The 19,073-nt window shown below is 37.7% G+C and carries 16 protein-coding genes; 11 read left to right on the forward strand and 5 right to left on the reverse strand.

Going from position 1 to position 19,073, the window contains the following annotated elements:
- Positions 1-23: 23 nt before the first annotated feature.
- The 3 genes from AAA923_RS04805 to AAA923_RS04815 all read right to left on the reverse strand — a co-directional run bounded on the left by AAA923_RS04805 (position 24) and on the right by AAA923_RS04815 (position 3,119).
- On the reverse strand, positions 24-785 hold the full coding sequence (locus AAA923_RS04805; protein WP_338215046.1) for a hypothetical protein: 762 nt from the start codon (positions 783-785) through the stop codon (positions 24-26).
- A 138-nt stretch (positions 786-923) separates the two neighbouring features.
- Entirely contained in the window at positions 924-1,703 is a 780-nt protein-coding gene (locus tag AAA923_RS04810) for an FAD:protein FMN transferase (RefSeq protein ID WP_338215048.1), read from the reverse strand.
- A gap of 123 nt (positions 1,704-1,826) precedes the next feature.
- Positions 1,827-3,119, reverse strand: coding sequence for a nucleobase:cation symporter-2 family protein (locus AAA923_RS04815; RefSeq protein WP_338215050.1), 1,293 nt, complete (start codon positions 3,117-3,119; stop codon positions 1,827-1,829).
- An 840-nt stretch (positions 3,120-3,959) separates the two neighbouring features.
- Here AAA923_RS04815 and AAA923_RS04820 point away from each other — a divergent pair.
- The 7 genes from AAA923_RS04820 to AAA923_RS04850 all read left to right on the forward strand — a co-directional run bounded on the left by AAA923_RS04820 (position 3,960) and on the right by AAA923_RS04850 (position 12,878).
- Positions 3,960-5,396 carry a C69 family dipeptidase gene (locus AAA923_RS04820; RefSeq protein ID WP_338215052.1) on the forward strand — a complete coding sequence of 479 codons (1,437 nt, stop codon included), beginning with the start codon at positions 3,960-3,962 and terminating at the stop codon, positions 5,394-5,396.
- Between the two features lie 108 nt (positions 5,397-5,504).
- A complete protein-coding gene (greA, locus tag AAA923_RS04825) occupies positions 5,505-5,972 on the forward strand; it encodes a transcription elongation factor GreA (RefSeq protein WP_338215053.1) in 468 nt (155 codons plus the stop codon).
- Positions 5,973-6,155: 183 nt separating this feature from the next.
- Positions 6,156-7,073 (forward strand): DMT family transporter, encoded by a 918-nt coding sequence (locus AAA923_RS04830; protein WP_338215054.1) that lies wholly within the window; start codon positions 6,156-6,158, stop codon positions 7,071-7,073.
- A 702-nt stretch (positions 7,074-7,775) separates the two neighbouring features.
- Positions 7,776-8,768: a ketopantoate reductase family protein gene (locus AAA923_RS04835; RefSeq protein ID WP_338215055.1), complete on the forward strand. Its 993-nt coding sequence runs from the start codon at positions 7,776-7,778 to the stop codon at positions 8,766-8,768.
- Between the two features lie 243 nt (positions 8,769-9,011).
- Positions 9,012-10,019: a D-2-hydroxyacid dehydrogenase gene (locus tag AAA923_RS04840; protein WP_338215057.1), complete on the forward strand. Its 1,008-nt coding sequence runs from the start codon at positions 9,012-9,014 to the stop codon at positions 10,017-10,019.
- Between the two features lie 122 nt (positions 10,020-10,141).
- Entirely contained in the window at positions 10,142-11,146 is a 1,005-nt protein-coding gene (locus AAA923_RS04845) for a D-2-hydroxyacid dehydrogenase (RefSeq protein ID WP_338215059.1), read from the forward strand.
- Positions 11,147-11,747: 601 nt separating this feature from the next.
- Positions 11,748-12,878 (forward strand): 5-methyltetrahydropteroyltriglutamate--homocysteine S-methyltransferase, encoded by a 1,131-nt coding sequence (locus AAA923_RS04850; RefSeq protein WP_338215061.1) that lies wholly within the window; start codon positions 11,748-11,750, stop codon positions 12,876-12,878.
- Positions 12,879-12,985: 107 nt separating this feature from the next.
- On the opposite strand, the gene AAA923_RS04855 is transcribed toward AAA923_RS04850, so the two are convergent.
- Both AAA923_RS04855 and AAA923_RS04860 read right to left on the reverse strand, forming a co-directional pair.
- Complete coding sequence (locus AAA923_RS04855) at positions 12,986-13,633, reverse strand: NAD(P)H-binding protein (protein ID WP_338215062.1); 648 nt, start codon at positions 13,631-13,633, stop codon at positions 12,986-12,988.
- Positions 13,634-13,647: 14 nt separating this feature from the next.
- The gene (locus AAA923_RS04860) at positions 13,648-14,505 is read right to left on the reverse strand and encodes an aldo/keto reductase (protein ID WP_338215063.1); all 858 of its coding nucleotides are present in this window, start codon (positions 14,503-14,505) and stop codon (positions 13,648-13,650) included.
- A gap of 120 nt (positions 14,506-14,625) precedes the next feature.
- Between AAA923_RS04860 and AAA923_RS04865 the strand changes: the two genes are divergently transcribed.
- The 4 genes from AAA923_RS04865 (at position 14,626) to AAA923_RS04880 (ending at position 18,731) form a co-directional block, all read left to right on the forward strand.
- Positions 14,626-15,486 (forward strand): LysR family transcriptional regulator, encoded by an 861-nt coding sequence (locus tag AAA923_RS04865; RefSeq protein WP_338215066.1) that lies wholly within the window; start codon positions 14,626-14,628, stop codon positions 15,484-15,486.
- A gap of 527 nt (positions 15,487-16,013) precedes the next feature.
- Complete coding sequence (locus tag AAA923_RS04870) at positions 16,014-17,354, forward strand: MFS transporter (protein WP_338215068.1); 1,341 nt, start codon at positions 16,014-16,016, stop codon at positions 17,352-17,354.
- A 567-nt stretch (positions 17,355-17,921) separates the two neighbouring features.
- Positions 17,922-18,305: a YxeA family protein gene (locus AAA923_RS04875; protein WP_041499203.1), complete on the forward strand. Its 384-nt coding sequence runs from the start codon at positions 17,922-17,924 to the stop codon at positions 18,303-18,305.
- A gap of 45 nt (positions 18,306-18,350) precedes the next feature.
- Positions 18,351-18,731 carry a DUF1093 domain-containing protein gene (locus tag AAA923_RS04880; RefSeq protein ID WP_338215070.1) on the forward strand — a complete coding sequence of 127 codons (381 nt, stop codon included), beginning with the start codon at positions 18,351-18,353 and terminating at the stop codon, positions 18,729-18,731.
- Positions 18,732-19,073 lie beyond the last annotated feature (342 nt).

Raw genomic sequence — 19,073 nt, forward strand, 5'->3', positions numbered from 1 at the left:
GAAAAAATCCAAGTACCTTTTTGCTATCTTCGAACTGTTAATTTTTTGTTATCAATTATAGAACCAAGATTAAAGTTCAAAATATTAGCTCCAACGGCGATTCCAGTCAAATTATAGTGTGCCACAAATGGCATAAATTCATCCACACTGGCTTCTGTACCAACTAATGCCCAAATACTAGCTTCAATTAAACTGCTACGGATAACGGTCGTTTGCTTGTCATTATTTTTAGCTGTAGCAATGGCACCATTTTGTAAGTAGTACGTTGTAACCACATCTGCCTCATTCTTAGGTTCAGCGATATCAATCTGCCAACGGAAATCTGCACCTTGTCTAGTCGCAAATTTTGCATTATCATCGCCGCTTAAATATACCGCCACGATTTCAGGACTCTTTAACAAAGGTTTCAACTCATCATTAAAGACTTGCTCAATTGCCCAATTTCTAACGATTTCCGAAGGGTCAAATCTACCGGCAAAATATGGTCGATAGATTCCGTTCGTCATTTGTTGGGACAAAATAGCTGAGTTATAAATTTCTTTAAATTCATTAGAATAGGTCAACGGTGTTTGATCGCCACGTTGAAATTTTGAAACCAGTGAATCATAACGAAATGGCGAAAACATTTTGTCAATTTCTTGAAGATGTTCACTGACACGTTCAGTTAAAACTTTCATCTGTTCCATAATTTCAGTGCTTGAGCTTAGTGCTACTAGTTTAATTACAACATTCATATTCATTTGATTAATTTCATTTTTAAGTAAAGTTTGATTGTTAGTTTTCATTTAGAAATACCTCATTTCTTAGTACAAAACAAAGTATACGGGTGAACTTTGAATGTTTTATGACGAAGATTCGAAAAAAAATTGGATTTATTTTAAAAGAAGTCTAAAAAGATGAGACACATAACGACGTTATGTGTCTCATTTTGACATTGCTATTTTATCTGAAAATCCATCGCGAAAGTTTTCCATTCCAGCAAATTTATCAACTAGCATGCCTGTTAAATGGTATTTGGAAATAAACTGGGGAAACTTATTCGTTCCTGCCGCAATCCCCGCTGAGGACCAAATATTGGCATCCAGCGCATTACTACTGACGATTGTTACTTGTTCAACGTTACTTGGTTCTTTTCTCAAGCTGCGTTTCTCATTAGATGTTGAAATGGCACCATTTTGTAGGTAATACGTTGCCAATAAAATATCCAAATTCATCGGGTCCTTAATCGCAATCCGCCATCTAAAATCAATATTGGGACGACTGGCTAAACGAACATCTTCACCACACTTGAGTGAGACGCCATCAATGCCTTCACTGCTCAACAACGACAAGAGATAATGGTTAAAAATCTGGTCAATCATCCAGCCATTCAACAATCCAATTGGATCATACTTGCCATTGAAGTAGGAACTGAAGTAGTGCCGTGTCATCTGTTCAGCAGTAATCGTCTGCTCGTAAACTTCTTGAAAAATTTTGGATGACATCAAGCCACTTTCGTCTCCATTTTGAAATCTGGATAATAGTGAATCATTATTTTCCAATGAAAATGTATCGTCATATTCTTTAATATTTTCAGAAATCTTGGCTACCGTCTCATCAATTAATTCAGCATTGATTATTTCAGAATTTTGCGTTGCCAACTTAATTTCAAATGGTTGGTCAAACTTGTTAATCACAACGCTTATATATTTATATTCGGTCATATTTTTCACTCCTTTTGTATAAAAAAATACGTGTACTTTATCTAACTTTTCGATAAGTATACGTATTAAATGTGATGAAAATATGACCAAACTTTGTATTTGTTTTGAAAGTGTTTAAACTTGCTAATTTGTCTCTTTATGTGTATTCAACAATAGATTTAATAGAATGGCTGAGAAACTTCCGACAACTAATCCATTATTCAAAATCGTTTGAACAGTTGATGGCAAGAAATGTAAAAGTGTTGGTTGAACAGTCACACCAAGACCTAAACTGATTGAAACAGCCATGATCATGATATTGTTATTGTTCATTTCAACTTTAGTTAACATCTTGATTCCTTCAATACCAACGGTACCAAACATAATTAACATGGCACCACCTAAAACGGCGTTAGGAATCAATTCAGCCACAGCTCCAACCTTAGGAATCAATCCCAAGATAATCAATAAGAAAGCTGAGAAGTAAACTGGCTTGTTCTTCTTAATACCTGACAATTGAACGACTGCAACGTTTTGCGAGAAAGTTGAGTATGGGAATGTGTTAAAAATACCGCCCAAGATAGCTGCTAAACCTTCTGAAGCATAGCCACGTTGTAAATCATTTTCATCCAAGTCGTCCCCTGTCAATTCAGCTAAGGCATAGTAAACCCCAGTTGATTCGATCATACATGTCAAAGCTGCCAACAACATGACCAAAATTGATGACCATTCAAACTTAGGTGTCGCAAAGTAGAAAGGCTGTGGGATTTGGAACCAGTGAGCTGAACCGACCGTTTTAAAGCCAATCTCGCCCATACCGATACCAAGTAAATATCCAGCAACGATACCAATCAAGACCGCAATTTGTTTAATAAAACCGCGACCCCAAATACTAATAATTACAATAATTAAGGCTGTCGTAAATCCTAAAATTAAGTTAGTTGGGTTACCAAAACTTTTATCAGCAACGTTACCGCCACCGATATTTTGAAACGCAACAGGTATCAAAGTAAAACCAATCAATGTGATCAATGAACCAGTAACTACTGGAGGGAAGAATCTCTTCAAACTGGCAAACAACTTTGAAATCAACATGATGAAAACACCGGCTGCGATGATAGCACCATACATATAGGCAATCCCAAAGTGATGCCCAATGTTTTGTAACGGCGTTACGTATTCAACGGCTGATCCTAAAACAACTGGCAAACCAATCCCAGTCAGCGGAGTTCGCTTAATCTGTAGGAGTGTTGCCACCCCACACATAAAAATGTCGACTGAAATTAAGTAAGTCATTTCTTTAGCGCTAAATCCTAGTGATGCCCCAATCAAAATTGGAATTAAGATATCCCCGGAATACATGGCTAATAAATGCTGAAACCCTAAGAGCAGATTTTTCAGAAAAGAATCGCTCTGATTTTTTGTATCAAGATCCATTATTGCCCCTCCTATTATTTAGAAAATTATAGCATTATTTTCAGAGGTTATTAAAGGACAAGTTTTCAAAACGTTTATTCCATCTCCAGAGCTGAGAGAATATTCACCTGCTATGCGGACCGATTCGAGCCACAGTACGGTCTCGAATCTCGGTTTGAAGCCTTACCAAAAACCGGTAAGTCTCCAAACTCGCCCAGTGGTGTAATGGCTAAAGCCATAACGCCACACCCACAGCGGGTGAATATTCTCTCAGCTCTTCCGACTCTTACTTTACATTACATTTTTATAATATTTAATAAGATAAGATGTCAGCTAAAATACCTAATAATTAAATGTAAATAAATGTATTGAAAATTGAAAGTAGAATAAGTTTATTACCAATATCTTATATCTTCATATTTAATACCTTAACTTAAATCAACTAAAACCAATTAATAATACGTTCGGTTCTAATTGATAAGCTATCACAATATTTCATCTTCTGAAATTACTGAAATACAAATACATTTGAATAATATTACATTCAATTAATAACGATTAACTAGTCGGAAGAGCTGGGAAATATTTGTGTGCCGTGGTAGTGGTATAAGTACGAGAGGCACTCTCGTACTTATACCACCGGACGTGTTTGGAGACTGGACGAACTGTGTCAAGGCTTCAAACCGAGGTTCGAGACCGCACTTTGGCTCGGACCGTTCCGCACAGCTAGTGAATATTTCCCAGCTCTGTAGACGGCATATATATAAATAGTACATTTCCAAGTTTCCATCCTTATGAAGCCAACACTTAACTTCAGATATGCTAAAATGAAATCAGTATAAAGAGGAGGAATTCTTAAAGATGAATAAAAATCATTTGGATGACGCTTGTACGACAATTTTAGTTGGTAAAAACGCCAGTTTAGATGGATCAACAATGATCGCCAGAAACGACGATACATTCTTTGCTGTTGCACCACACAGCTTCGTATTAAACCCCGCCGTTAATGGTGAAAAGGGTCGTAAGGTTAAGTCATGGTTGAATGGCTTTGAATCTGAAGTACCCGAAAATGGTTACAAGTGGCCCGCTGTTCCAAACGTAGACTACAAGAAATTTGGTTATTACGATGAAAGTGGTATTAACGGCAAGAACGTTGCTATGTCTGCTACTGAAAGTACTTACGGTAACGAACGTGCACTTGCTTTTGACCCACTAGTTAAAGACGGTATGGACGAAGACGTTATCGTTCGTATGGTTCTTCCTTACGTTGATTCAGCTAAGGGTGCTGTTGAACGTACTGGCGAATTGATCAAGAAATTTGGTTCACCTGCTGGTAACTCTGTCCTATTCAGTGACAAAGATGACGTTTGGTATATGGAAATCGTTACTGGTCACCACTGGGTAGCTCAAAGAATTCCTGACGACAGTTATGCTGTTTGTGCTAATCGTGTTTCAATCCAACAAGTCGACTTTACTAACTCTGACGAATTTATGTGGTCAGAAGGTATCCAAGAATTCGTTGAAAAGAACCACTTGAACACAGATAAAACTGGTTGGAACTTCAGACATATCTTTGGTACTGACAACTTGAAGGATCGCCACTACAACACACCACGTGTTTGGTACGGTCAAAAGTTCTTCAATCCAGAAATCCAACAAGATCCAGAAGATGGTGAATTACCTTTCATCATGAAGACAGATCACAAGATTTCTGTTGACGATATCGAATATGTTCTTGGTTCACACTACAATGAAACACCATTCGATCCATACAGCCCATATGCTTCAGACGAAGACAAGCACCGTTACCGTCCAATCGGTTTGAACAGAACACAAAACTCACACGTTCTTCAAATCAGAAATGACGTTCCTGAAGAATATGCCGCTATCATGTGGTTATGTATCGGATTCCCAACATTTACACCATACATTCCTTTCTACACAAACATGAACGCGACAGATGCTTCATATGATAATGCATCACTTTCATTCAACTTTAAGGATGCATACTGGATGTACAACGCTTTGTCAGTTCTTGTTGAATCAAACTACAGTGAATTCATTCAAGACGACATCGACTATCTAACAGAAGTTCGTCAAGACCTTCGTATGGCCGTTGCTGAAACTGATAAACTTGCTGCTAACTACTCAGGCGACGAATTAGTTGAATTCTTAACTGACCGTAACCAAAAGGTTGTTAAAGAAATGCAAGACAAGGCTCATAAACTATTTGGTGACCTTTATACAAAGGGTATCAATATTTCAAAACTTACATTTAACATGGATGAAAATCTATAGCATCAAAAAAAAGAAGTATCCTTGCAAAGGATGCTTCTTTTTTTGCCTTAACTTTAATTTTGCGATAAATTGGTCTTAGAAATTCAAGAAATTCGAGGTTTTACTATTATGGAGCCAATTTTCAATAAAATGACCCCGGCTGGTTATCAAGCCATCGAGCAAGAAATTAAAGATTTAAAACAACAACGTCCACAAAAAATTAAAAATCTTGCAGCAGCTGCTGCCCTAGGCGACCGTTCCGAAAACGCTGAATACACTACGTCTAAGCAAGAATTAGGTCGTTTAAACGGTCGCTTACATTTCTTAACCAAACAATTACAATATGCCAAAGTCGTCGAGCCTGCTGATAATGGTATTCTTGATCTTGGTAAATTCGTGACAGTCGAATTCATGGACGATCATGATCAATTGACCTACCAATTAGTTGGCAAGCAAGAGGCTAATTTGGACGAAAATAAGATTTCATTCACCTCACCTATTGGCCGAGCTTTAAATAAACATACTATTGGTGACATCGTTACCGTCGAATCCCCCGCTGGTTCTTATCAGGTAAAAATCATCAAAATTCATATTTAATTACCAACCTTTCATATTATAAAAAAATAAATACGATATACATAAAGCACTGGAAAGTCACTATTGTCATGGTATTACGTGTTTATCTTTTATGCCAAAAGTCCTGATATTAAAAAAATAATAGTCAAAATCGAATAACGACAGGTATAATAGTCCTATTAGTTTTTAGGAGGATATTTTTTAATGGAAGAAAGTAAAAAGTTGGCCAAGAAAACTCTTGATCGAGGGTTTTGGTTAGCATTTTGTGCTTCTGCTCTCTGGGGAATTTCTGGTACTGTTCTACAAGTTGTAGCTAAGAACCTTAATATCCCTGCGATGTGGTTCATCGCCACCAGAACAACTGTTGCAGGAATTATCTTATTAATTGTAGGACTATTTGTTCTACCAAAAAGTGAATTTTTCGCTGTATTTAAAAACTGGAAAGATCTTTTAACATTACTTAGCTTTGCCGTCTTTGGACTGCTAGCTAATATGTTCACCTTCTTTCATGCTATTAAAACAGGTAATTCATCAACTGCTACCATCTTGCAGTATCTCTCACCACTTTTCATAATGATTGGTGCAATCATATTTACTAAAAAGAAAACCTCTCGTGTTGATGTCATCTCCTTTGTCCTCGCAATGATTGGTGTTGCTTTAATGATTACTCGTGGAGATATCGGTCACTTATCAATTCCGCTTATCTCTGTTATCTGGGGTATCGGCAGTGGTATCACAGCTGCCCTTTACATCACCATTCCCCAAACTTTGATTGCTAAATATCACGGTATTTTGATTACCGGTTGGGGTATGTTGATAGCTGGTATTATTTCCAACTTCTTCAATCCCATTTGGGTCAATCCACCTAAAATGAGTATGGCTAGCGTCCTAGGCGTTGGTACAGTTATCTTATTGGGAACAGTTATGGCTTTCCTACTCATGGTTATGAGTACAAAGTATACAACGGCAGCTATTATTAGTATTACTGATGCCGTTCAACCATTCACAACATTAGTTTTAAGTATCATCTTCTTGCAATATTCAGTTAATATTCCTGAAATTATTGGTGCTGTGATCGTTGTTCTAGCAATTTATGTCTTAAATCGCTATGATGCAGATTAATTTTTTAGACGAAATCTCAATGGTTTCGTCTTTTTATTTGCCTTTTTTCCGATAAAACCACCCCCTAGAGATAAAAATAGGGACCCCAAGTCTACGTTCAACTTGGAGTCCCTATCGTCATTCATTGCCAAAATCTCTAATTAGTTGGTAGGCGAATCACAAGGTCCAAGTTGTTTTGCAAAATAATAATGACAGCAATAATTGGCAAAATAATAAACATTGTGACTACCTCCCTTCAAAATTAGAATTTGATTAGATTTAAATTGTGCTAATCATATAATCATCAAGACGATTTGTCAATATTTAATTTTGATTTCTCCGGAGGACAGGGATATAAGTCCGCTATGGGGACCGGCTCGAGCCAAAGAGCGGTCTCGACCCTCGCTTTGAAGCCTTGCCACAGTTCGGCAAGTCTCCAAAGTCGCCCCGTGATGTAATGGCTAAAGCCATAACGCCACCTCCACAGCGTACTTATATCCCTGCCCTCCTCCGATTAAATTTAACTTTACTCACTAAAAAGTAACCGCAACCTCATAGTTACTTAGTAATTCTACAAAAAATATAATTATTTTTTTGAACTTTTATTTACTATATTAGGCTGTCTAAAACTGCCACCACATTCAGTTAAAATAATCTAATTTTGTATTGACATTCTCTAATTTAGTTCTAATATTGCAATTACAAATTTCGGAGGTGGTATTTATGAAATACGCAGTATTGGGTGCAGGTGCTATGGGCCTGCGATATGGGGTTCTTTTACAGGAAGCTGGTTTTGATGTTGATTTTGTTGAAATCTGGCAGCCTCAGGTTGATAAGATTCAGCAGCAAAATGGAGTTTTTGTTTCTCGTGATCATGAAAACAAGCACTTGGTGCCCGTTGACATTTATACTCCCGAAAACTATCAAGGTGACCCGGATGTCTGGATTGTCTTTACTAAACAAATGCAATTGGCTGATGCTTTGAAACGCACTGCTCGTTGCTTTAAAGATCATCAATATGTTGTCTCGCCAATGAACGGTATGGGTCATTTGGAAAAGCTCAATCAATACTTTGACGAGACTAAAGTTATTGGCGCTACTGCCATGATTGGTACTGTCTTGAATGGACCTGGCGATGTCGACTTTATCGGTGCTAAGGGTGCTGGTAGTATGCATATGGCCAACGAAACTGAAGTTCCTGATGAAATGACTCATAAGATTTTCGACGATTTTCAAAAGGCCAACTTGAATCCTGTTCTGACCACTAATTTGTTGGGAACATTGATGGCTAAAGTTATCTTCAACTCCGTCGTCAATACGCTCTGTACCATGTTTAGCATTCAAATGGGCGAATTTATTCAATCACCCGTCGCTAAAAAATTAAGCAAACAGTTGATTGATGAGGCTTTTGATGTCTGTGAACGTGCTGGAATTACTTTGTTGAATACTCGCGAAGAAGAATGGCAGACCGTTCAGAAAGTCAGTGCTGTCAGCAATCCTTTGCATTACCCTTCAATGTATCAAGATATGTCCAAAGATCGTAACACCGAAGTTGATTACATCAACGGCTATATCTATAAATTGGGCTTGAAACATCATTACGAGGCCAAAACTCACGACTTCTTGAGAAATTTAGTTCACTTAGCAGAATTCTCACGTGATTTTGACGTTGAAGCATTGGAAAAATCAGTCCAAGCAGCAGAACTAGCTAGTTAATCCATATTAAAATCAAAAAAATATTTACCTACGGTTGGTAGATAGTCACTGCCATACCTTAAACCTGTCATTACAAAAATCCTTCAAAAAAAATCATCTCAATCGGAATGCGAGATGATTTTTTTATGGAATTTTTTAAATTCTCTTTCTTTTATGAAAAATAGCGTTAAACTTAATAACAACTAATTATTAGAAAAAGCTAATTAATTTAGAAAAATCTAATAATAAAGAAAGAGGGATTACATGAAAATTTTTCTATACGGAATTCGTGAAGACGAAAAAGGTTACTTAAAAGAATGGACGGATGTTCACCCCGAGGTGGATATTGCCTATACGGATCAATTTTTAACTACTGAAACTGCGGAGTTAGCCAAAGGATATAACGGCGTTGTAACGTTACAAATGTTATCTTATTCTCGCGAAGCACTACAAAAATTACACGATTATGGCATCACTAAAATTTCAGTTCGTAATGTTGGTTTGGACGGTTTCGACTTCCAAGATCTCCGTGACCTAGGATTTTCATTAACCAATGTCCCTGTTTACTCACCCAATGCAATTGCTGAACACACTACCAGCTTGATTTTACGCTTGCTACGACGTGTACCCGAGTTCGATAAGAAGTTCAATAACGCTGACTACAGCTGGTTCCCAACCATTGGTGAAGAAATCAATAGAAAAACTGTAGGTATTGTTGGTACTGGTCACATTGGTTCCGTCGTTGCCCGAATTATGCAAGCCATGGGTGCCAAAGTTGTTGCTTACGATATCAAACCTAATCCATACTTGGAAAACCTCGGTATTTACGTTGATAGTTTGGACGAAGTTTTGAAGCAAGCTGATATTTTAACGCTCCATACGCCATTGGCTAAAAAGGATGTTCATATGATTGACGCCGAAGCCATTGCCAAGATGAAAGACGGTGTTGTTATTATCAACGCTGCCCGTGGTGCTTTAATTGATACTGATGCTTTAATTGCCGGACTAGATAGTGGCAAAGTTGGCGCCGCTGGTTTGGATGTTCTCGAAAGTGAGAATGCTGTCTTCCAAAAGAAATTCAACAGTCTAGATGACGTCAAAGATCCCCAATTCAAAGCTTTAATTAATCGTGATAATGTCATCATCACACCACATACAGCTTTCTACACGACAACTGCGGTTCACAATATGGTGTTTGATTCATTAACGGATAATTTAAAAATGTTGGAAAATAAAACTCCTAAATATCCAGTCGATATTTCAGAAGAATAATTCAACTGACAAAGCCGTAAACTCAAATGTTTACGGCTTTTTTAATGGTTAAATTTTGAAGCGGTTCCAATTTTCTGTTTTAATGAACATATATAGGTTCTACATAGGAGGAACAGAAAAAAATGAAAATATTTGCATACGGAATCCGTGAAGATGAACAGCCTTCTCTAAAGAAATGGGAAGCTGCTCATCCAGACATTGAAGTGGGCTTTACTGAATACACTTTAACCGCTGATTCAGCGCGTTTGGCTGAAGGTAGTAACGGTGTCGTAACGCTCCAAACTTCACCATACACACGTGAAGCTCTGGAAGTTCTCCACCAATTAGGTATTAAATATATTTCCATTCGTAACGTCGGTTTCGACAATTTCAAATTCCAAGATCTCAATGACTTAGGATTCACTCTAACAAATGTTCCAGTCTACTCTCCAAATGCAATCGCTGAACATACCGTAATTTTGATGGGACGTTTACTCCGTCGAGTACCAGAGTTTGATCAAAAAATGGATAACGGTGACTTCACTTGGGCTCCAACAATCGGTAAAGAATACCGTGAACAAACCGTTGGTGTCGTTGGTACAGGTCACATCGGACGTGTTGTTATCAAAATTTTACAAGGCTTTGGTGCTAAAGTAGTTGCCTACGATGTTTTCCATAATCCTGACATTGAAAAACAAGGACTATACGTTGACACACTAGAAGAGCTTTACAAACAATCAGACATCATCACCCTTCACGTGCCATTATTCGATAGCAACAAGTACATGATCAACGATGAAGCTATCTCCCAAATGAGAGATGGCGTCTATATCATCAACTGTGCTCGTGGTGAATTAATTGATACCGATGCTTTAATCAAAGGCTTGGACAGTGGTAAAGTCGGCGGTGCTGGACTAGACGTTCTGGACGATGAAAACTCAGTCTTTGGAAAAGTTTGGAGCAGCATTGATAATATTCCTAACGAAAAAATCCGTAATTTAGCTAAGAGATTAAACGTTATCGTTACACCACACAGTGCTTTCTACACTGAAACAGCCATCCACAATATGATCACAACAGCCTTTGATTCCAACAAAGCATTGATCGAAGGTCAAAAGCCAGATAACATTGTTGATACAAATAAATAAAAATATTTCTAAAACACATTTGACAAAATAAAAATCATGGTGTAAATTTATCACCAATCAAATAATTAAAACTTATTTAATCTAATTAGACGTTGAAGAGAAGAGTAAGTTAACGAGTAGTTTGTAGAGTGACCGTTGAATAGTGAAAAGACGGAACAAAAGTTAACTGAAGATGAGCTTGGAGTCTTACCTAGGTGAAAGCCAAAGGTACGCAAGGATGCGATATCATCCCGGACATGTTAGTGTCGTTGAGGTATTTTGTGTAAGCAAGATACGAATTAGGGTGGTATCACGGTAATCGTCCCTACATTGCAGAGAAGTTCTGTATTTGTAGGGGCGATTTTTTTAGTTGCCCTTGGTGGACAAGCCACCAAGGACAACTAAAAAAATTAATATTTAAAGGAAAAACCTAAAACCAACCCTTAAATATTAGTCCACCTAGAGCAACTTATGTGGAACGTCTAATTGACGTTCCGATATACCGCTCAACTACGATTGCTTTACCTTCCTTGCACTTAAAACTCATCCACACCTTCAACTCCTACCACACAACAACAAAATAGATAAAAATAAGCTAAAAACCCTGAGGAGGATTTACACTATGACAACAAACACAACAACAAAAATCGGATTCCAACATGTAGGAAGTTTCCTACGCCCAGATGCATTAAAACAAGCTCGAGCAGATTTCGAATCTGGTAAGATTAACGCTGACGAACTAAGAAACGTTGAAAATGACGCTATTGAAACATTGATCAACCAACAAAAAGATGCCGGACTAGATTACGCAACTGATGGTGAATTCCGCCGTTCATATTGGCACCTCGATTTTTTCTGGGGCTTTGAAGGTGTTAAACACACACATATCGGTGAAGGATATGACTTTTCCAACGGTCGCTCCCGTGATGATACAGCCGTTCTAACTGATAAAATTAGTTTCAACGCTGACACTCACCCATTCATCCAAGATTTCAAATTTACTAAATCCATCACTGACAAAATCGGTGGCATCCTTCCAAAACAAACCATCCCTGCTCCCGCTCAACTCTATCGTGAATTGACTCGCGGCAAAAATCTCGATGCTTTGAATCGCATTTATCCAGACAAACAGGAATTCTACAATGATGTTGAAAAAGCTTATCACGATGCCATCTTAGCTTTTTATAACGAAGGAGCTCGTGTCATTCAATTAGATGACTGTTCATGGGGACGTTTGTTGGATAAGAAGTTTCTAGAAACTGACGAAGGTAAAAAGTGGGTCGCTGAAAATGTCCAAGATATCTATCTCGAACTAAACAATGGCGCAATCGCTGACCTACCTGACGATCTAACCATCAACACACACATCTGTCGTGGTAACTTCCATTCCTCATTCCTATTCTCTGGTGGTTATGACAACGTTGCTGACAACCTCTTTGGTCAAGAAAATGTTGATACTTACTTCCTCGAATATGATTCTGAACGTGCCGGCAGTTTCGCTCCATTGGCAAAAGTTTCTGGCGATAAGAAAGTTGTGCTTGGTTTGATTACATCTAAAACTGGTAAACTTGAGAAACGCCAAGATATTATCGATCGTATCCATGAAGCCAGTCAATATCTTCCATTAGACCGTCTCTGGTTATCAACTCAATGTGGTTTTGCTTCCACTGAAGAAGGCAATGTAATTACTCCTGAACAGCAATGGGAAAAATTAGCTTTGGTTAAATCTATTATTGATGAGGTTTGGGGCTAATCGAAATCAGACTTTCAAACAAAAAAGTAACGCTTTGGATTTAGAATTTATATCTAATCCAAAGCGTTATTTTTTCCAATTAGGAGTTATTAACTGTCATGCCATCCCTAATATACAGGTCTGTCTTCACCTTGTGTGTCAGCATCAGCGATACCAACTGAATCATTCTTCAAATAGTCTGGATCAGCAACGATTTTCACGATTACATCAGCCATACTTTGACGAGATCCAGAAACTCCAAGGTATTGTTCATTCTTGTGTGTGATTGCATATTTAACTTCGTCACGGTCATTCAACCATGGGAAACGCAATGTTGTATATGCTAAGCCTGATTCTTCAAGCAACTTATCAGCATTGATTGCAGCGTCCAAGCCACCTTTGACCATACTGTAGTTCCAACGACCATATTCGCCAGGAACTTCGTTATATAGACCTAACAAACTTGATTCAATGACACGGTCAACATTATTTTCTTTCATAGCTTTAACAACATTCTTAGTCATAGTATTGTTGTCGTCGTGGTCAACAAATGAAATATAAACAATATCTTGACCCTTCATCGCATTATTAACAGCTTCAAAGTCATTGATGTCACCATCAACCAAAGTGACGTTCTTATGTAAACTTAATTCTGATAAACGACTGCTATTACGCAAGAATAATGTCAATTCAACATCTGTTTGTTCCTTCAAAATTCTGTCTTCAACTATTCTTGCAATTTGTCCATTTGCGCCTAATACTAATACTTTTTTCATTTTTATCTCTCCAACTATTTTAATTGAGCCAAACTTGTTCCAAAGATTTGTTCGATTGTTACAGGATCACGGTGATCAAAGAATTGACTCTCACCTTTATCAAGACTGTTCATAACATTCATATCATCATCAGTTAACTTGAAATCAAAGACGTTGATATTTTCTTCCATACGATTCTTGTGAACTGACTTAGGAATTACCACGATTCCACGTTGGAGCAACCATCTTAAAATAATTTGACCATTAGATTTGTTATATTTATCCGCAATTTCTTTAATAGTTTCATTAGTGAAGATGTCATGCTTACCTTCAGCGAAAGGTGCCCAAGCTTCAACCAGAACGTCTTCGCTTTGGTTAAACTCAACTTCTGAATCTTGTTGATACCAAGGACTAACTTCAATCTGGTTAATTACTGGTTTGATTTCATTGGATAATTCCAAATTCTTCAATTGGTCGGCATAAAAGTTTGAAACACCGATAGCACGAATTTTACCAGCTTTGTAAGCTTCTTCTAAAGCACGCCATGCACCGGCAACATCCCCATAAGGTTGGTGCAATAAGTATAGGTCTAGGTAGTCAACTCCAAGATTATTTAATGAAGTTTCGATACCCTTCTTTGCTCGTTCATAATTGGCATCTGATACCCAAAGCTTTGATGTAATGAACAATTCCTTACGATCAACTCCACTACGTTTGATAGCACGACCAACGGCTGATTCATTTTGATAAGCTGCTGCTGTATCAATTAATCGGTAACCTGAAGCAATTGCATCAACAACTGCTTGTTCACATTGTTCTAAGTCGGTTACTTGGAAAACTCCAAATCCTAATTGTGGCATTTCGATTCCATTATTTAATTTAACCGTATCCATATTTGTTTACCTCTGTGTTTGATTGATGAGTTCATTATATGTGGATACTAGACACTTGAAAATTACCAGATAAGCATGCTACTATACGTTTGACGTATAGCAACACAATGAGGTGATTTTATGATCGATAATTACTTGCTTGAGGAATTAGTTACTTTTAGTAAATTTGGAACATTAGCGGCCACAGCTGAAGAATTGATGGTGACCCAACCAACAGTAACACGAGGAATGCAAAAGCTTGAGGAAGAACTCAATGTTAAAATTTTCGACCGCCAGCCTAATCATATTTCTTTGACTAAAACCGGAATTTTGGCAGCTAAAGAAGCGCAAAAGGTTTTGGATCAAAACCAAAGTTTTATTGAGACTGTCCGAGCATATGAAGCCAGTCACACGACAATAAGAATCGGTTCGATTGCTCCCGGACCAATAATCATGTTGCATTCAATGGACAACATCCCTGACAACGTTGTAGTTAATGATGATTTGTTAGAACAAGCTGCAGTTATCAACGACTTAGAGAATCACAGTTTTTCTGTAATTGTTACCAATCATGAAATCATGACTGATTCGATTGAATCTCGCTTTATTGGAAGCGAACAGTTGTCAGTCAACTTAGACAAATTCACTTATCTCGCTAACAAGAATTCCGTAAAATTTGAAGAATTAAAAGGGATGAGCTTTATTGTCGTCAACGATATCGGTATTTGGAAACAAATTATTCAAGATAACATTCCCGATGCCAAGTTTTTATATCAAGAACAATATGATGCCTTTAAAGAAATAACTCAATATTCTAATTTTCCCCATTTCAGCACCAATATTTCCAGAAATGGTGATCACCTACCCGTTAATGATGGCGACCGTGTAAAAATCCCAATCAGCGATGATGCTAGTAAAATGGATTTTTATGTTTCCTATTTAAAGGGTCAAAAGCATCAAGTTAATCCTTTGATTGAATTGATGTCAAAGTCTTGGAAATAAAACAAGTTGAAAATCAAAAGACGCTGGAATCCTTATATACGGGTTCTGGCGTCTTTTTTTAATACAAAACTGAAGGTTGAAAGTTAAAAATACTATGTGACCATTGTTGTACAAGTCATAGTTGTAATTTATTTAGTTGTTTATCCCAATAAAAAATAAATTAGTTGGAAGAGCTGAGAGTATTCATCAGCAGCGAAAGTGGCGTTATGGCTTTAGCTATTACACCACCGGACGTGTTGGAGACTTTCCGGTCTTTGGAAAGACTTCAACCGAGGTTCGAGACCGCTCTTTGGCTCGAGCCGTGCCGCGCAGCAGATGAATACTCTCAGCTCTGGAAACGGCATACTCTAACAAACTTTCAACCTTTAATACAAAATCAGCCTTTTAGTATACGTTTGAAGCATACTTGTATGCTAATCTAGTAATTTTCAAACCTCCCAATCCATATTACTATTAGTGCATTCTTGTATAGAAACCGACCAAGTATTTCTATGCAAAGCTAATTTGAATTACGATAGGGGTTTGTAATGAATCAAAACAAAGAAAAATTTGGTATTGTATTACCTATTATTTTATTAAGTTATTTCATGATACTTTTGGATAACTCTATTATTTTCACGAGTACTGTTAAAATCGCAACTGATCTTCACCTAAATTCTCAAACACTTGCCTGGGTCAGCAGCGCATATACGTTGACCTTCGGAGGATTCCAATTGTTTGGCGGCCGTATTGGTGATGTATATGGTCGTAAACGAGTCTTTTTAATTGGACTACTGTTATTTTCTTTTGGATCATTAATGGTTGGCCTGTCTACAAATGCACCGATGATTATTTCAATGCGAGCTTTTCAAGGTATTGGATCTGCCATCTTAGCTCCCACTACATTAGCTCTCTTGTTAGACAATTATCATGGAACAATGCGTTCTAGAGCAATCGCCGCTTATGGTACTACAGCTGGTATAGGTGCCAGTTTTGGAATGGTGCTTGGTGGAATAATTACTAGCATGTTTTCTTGGAGATATGGCTTTTTCTTAAACGTGCCAGTTGGTTTACTGATGTTTTTCATGACCATTCGGTTTATTAAAGATGATGAAATTAGACGTGCCAACGGTCTTGATATCATAGGGACATTATTATCAGTCTTGGGGCTGTCAGCGTTAGTTTACAGTATTGACGGAACTTCTCATCAGTTACTCGCCATAATCGTAGCTATTATTGCATTGACTTTATTTGTATATGCTGAAGGATTGGTTAAAAGTCCAATTATGCCGTTACGTTTATTTTCTGATCGACAACGTAACAGCGCCTATATCGCCCGTTTCTTCTTTATCGGGGCAGCATTTGCTTACTTCTTTGTAACAACCCAAGCGTTACAACACATTTATGGATTTACACCATTGTTGACCGGCCTAGCATTTTTACCTGCAACAATTCCCCAATTCTTTGGTGCACTGCAGGTTTCAAGATTATCTGAAAAAATTGGTAATGCACGTTTAATTGTCATTGCAGTTTTGCTTGTCACTATCGGTGTATCAATGCCCATCGTTTTAGGTCTAGATAAAGGCTACTGGATAGCTATCGCGCTGCCAATGGTAATCTTTGGAATTGGACAAGGTTTAGTGCTCAGCCCACTGACAGCTGAGGGTGTGGCTAATACTGACCCCGAGATTGCTGGTGCTGCCTCTGGTGTCGTCAATACAGTTCACCAGATTGGTCAATCCGTGGGTATTGCAGCCGTTGTTGCACTCACTAGTGGTGTTCATGGTTTTTCAACAAGTTATATTGATCAGTTACTTATAATTACAATTATTTCAGGGCTTAGTTTGATTGCAGCTCTATTTTTACTAAATATTACCAAGAATCAATAATAATCTAACATTTAAATATTATCCGAGTTCAATTCATTTACGCTATAAAGCACTATAAGGTTGGAGGTGTAAAAGTCACTGATCCAAGTAACCGATATACTCATTCTTACCTTGATGGAATTAGTCGGAAGAGCTGAGAAGTATTTACCAGCTATGAAAAGTGGCGTTACGGCTTTAGCCGTCACCCCACCGGGCGAGTTGGAGACTTTTCGAACTTTGAAAAGGCTTCAACCGAGGTTCGAGACCGTACTGTGGCTCGAACCGTACCGCATAGCAGGCGAAATACTTCTCAGCTCTGGAGACGGCAAGGCAAATAAATATCATTAACAATTGATAGCGCTTTCAATAAGAACTATAATGTAGTTAAGAAAAAGAGTTTATATATATAGTTGGAGGTGTTAGCTATGATGAAACTTGTAGCAGACTTATTCAACAGAATTGTAGACTACACACTTAACTTCGATTGGTGGTAAAAAGCTGGCTTACAAATCTGTAAGAATAATGTAAGTGAATCAAATGTATAAAAAAAAGCAAAACTCTTAATATACTTGTCAGGAGGTAATTCAAATGAGAAGTTTTTTAAGAGTTTTTTTGTTGGGTATTGTAGTTATGATAATCGGTTATTTCGGGGTTTGTTTCTCAGTCAAGGACAGCACTAGCCAATCAGCACAGGCTTTCAACGCCTATAACGTATTGGTTAAGCGTGAACCTAAATATGTAAAAATTGATAATAAAGAGGCCAAAGACGAAGATGGTTATGGTAATTACACATATGATCTTAAAAGTTATGATGACGCTGGTAATGAGCATCCTATAAAGTTCATGGGTATGGGTAAGCTGAAACAAGGTCACTTCCTAAAGCTCGACACTAAAGGCAGTTACGTTTATTCATATAAGGAAGTTTTCAAAAAAGATATGCCTAGCGATGTTTATACCAAATTAAATCTATAGTTGGGGCCTGAAATGGCTCTTTTTTTATACAGTTTGGAGAAAATTATGAAAAAATTTATTAACGCCCTATTTATGGGGATAATCGTACTAGGACTAGGCTATTACATGGCTGGTTCCTATCTCAAAGACAAAAATACTGAGTTTGCACAAAATTTTAACCACTACAACTTACTAGCCAAACGCAGTCCTAAATTTATGCAAGTCGACTATGAAGATGCCGACAAAGAAAGCGATGGTAGCTATGCCTTTTACGCTGATGCATACGACCGCCAAGGCAAATATCACGAAATTGATCTGCATTCTGATGACGACTTAGATGATGGTCAATTGGTAAAATTGGACACCAAATGCAGCTATGTCAAAGACTATCAAGTAATCAGCCCAGATGACCTACCTTACAAACTTTATCGGATGTTTAACAATTAAATCATGACTCATGATTACTTAAATAAAGATAGCTTATGCGTTGAACGGTAAATTATACTTTCAACGAATAATATTTGGACCCATTCAAAATCTTGCACATCAACCCAAAGACAACTTTAAATTCAACAATAAACTAGCCGGAGGTTGGCAGTGATTTTTGTCAGCAATGAAGGTGGCGTTAGTGCTTTAGCACTTACACCACGGACGACTTTTGAGACGCGGTTTTCGGCTCAAAAGCGAGGTTCGAGACCGAACTATGGCTCGAACCGGTCCTCATAGCAGGCAAAAAATCACTGCCAACCTCCGGTGGCACTATACGTGTTGACCTTCCCAATTTTAATA

Origin of the sequence: Companilactobacillus muriivasis, assembly GCF_036246245.1 — a bacterium.
GTDB lineage: Bacteria > Bacillota > Bacilli > Lactobacillales > Lactobacillaceae > Companilactobacillus > Companilactobacillus muriivasis.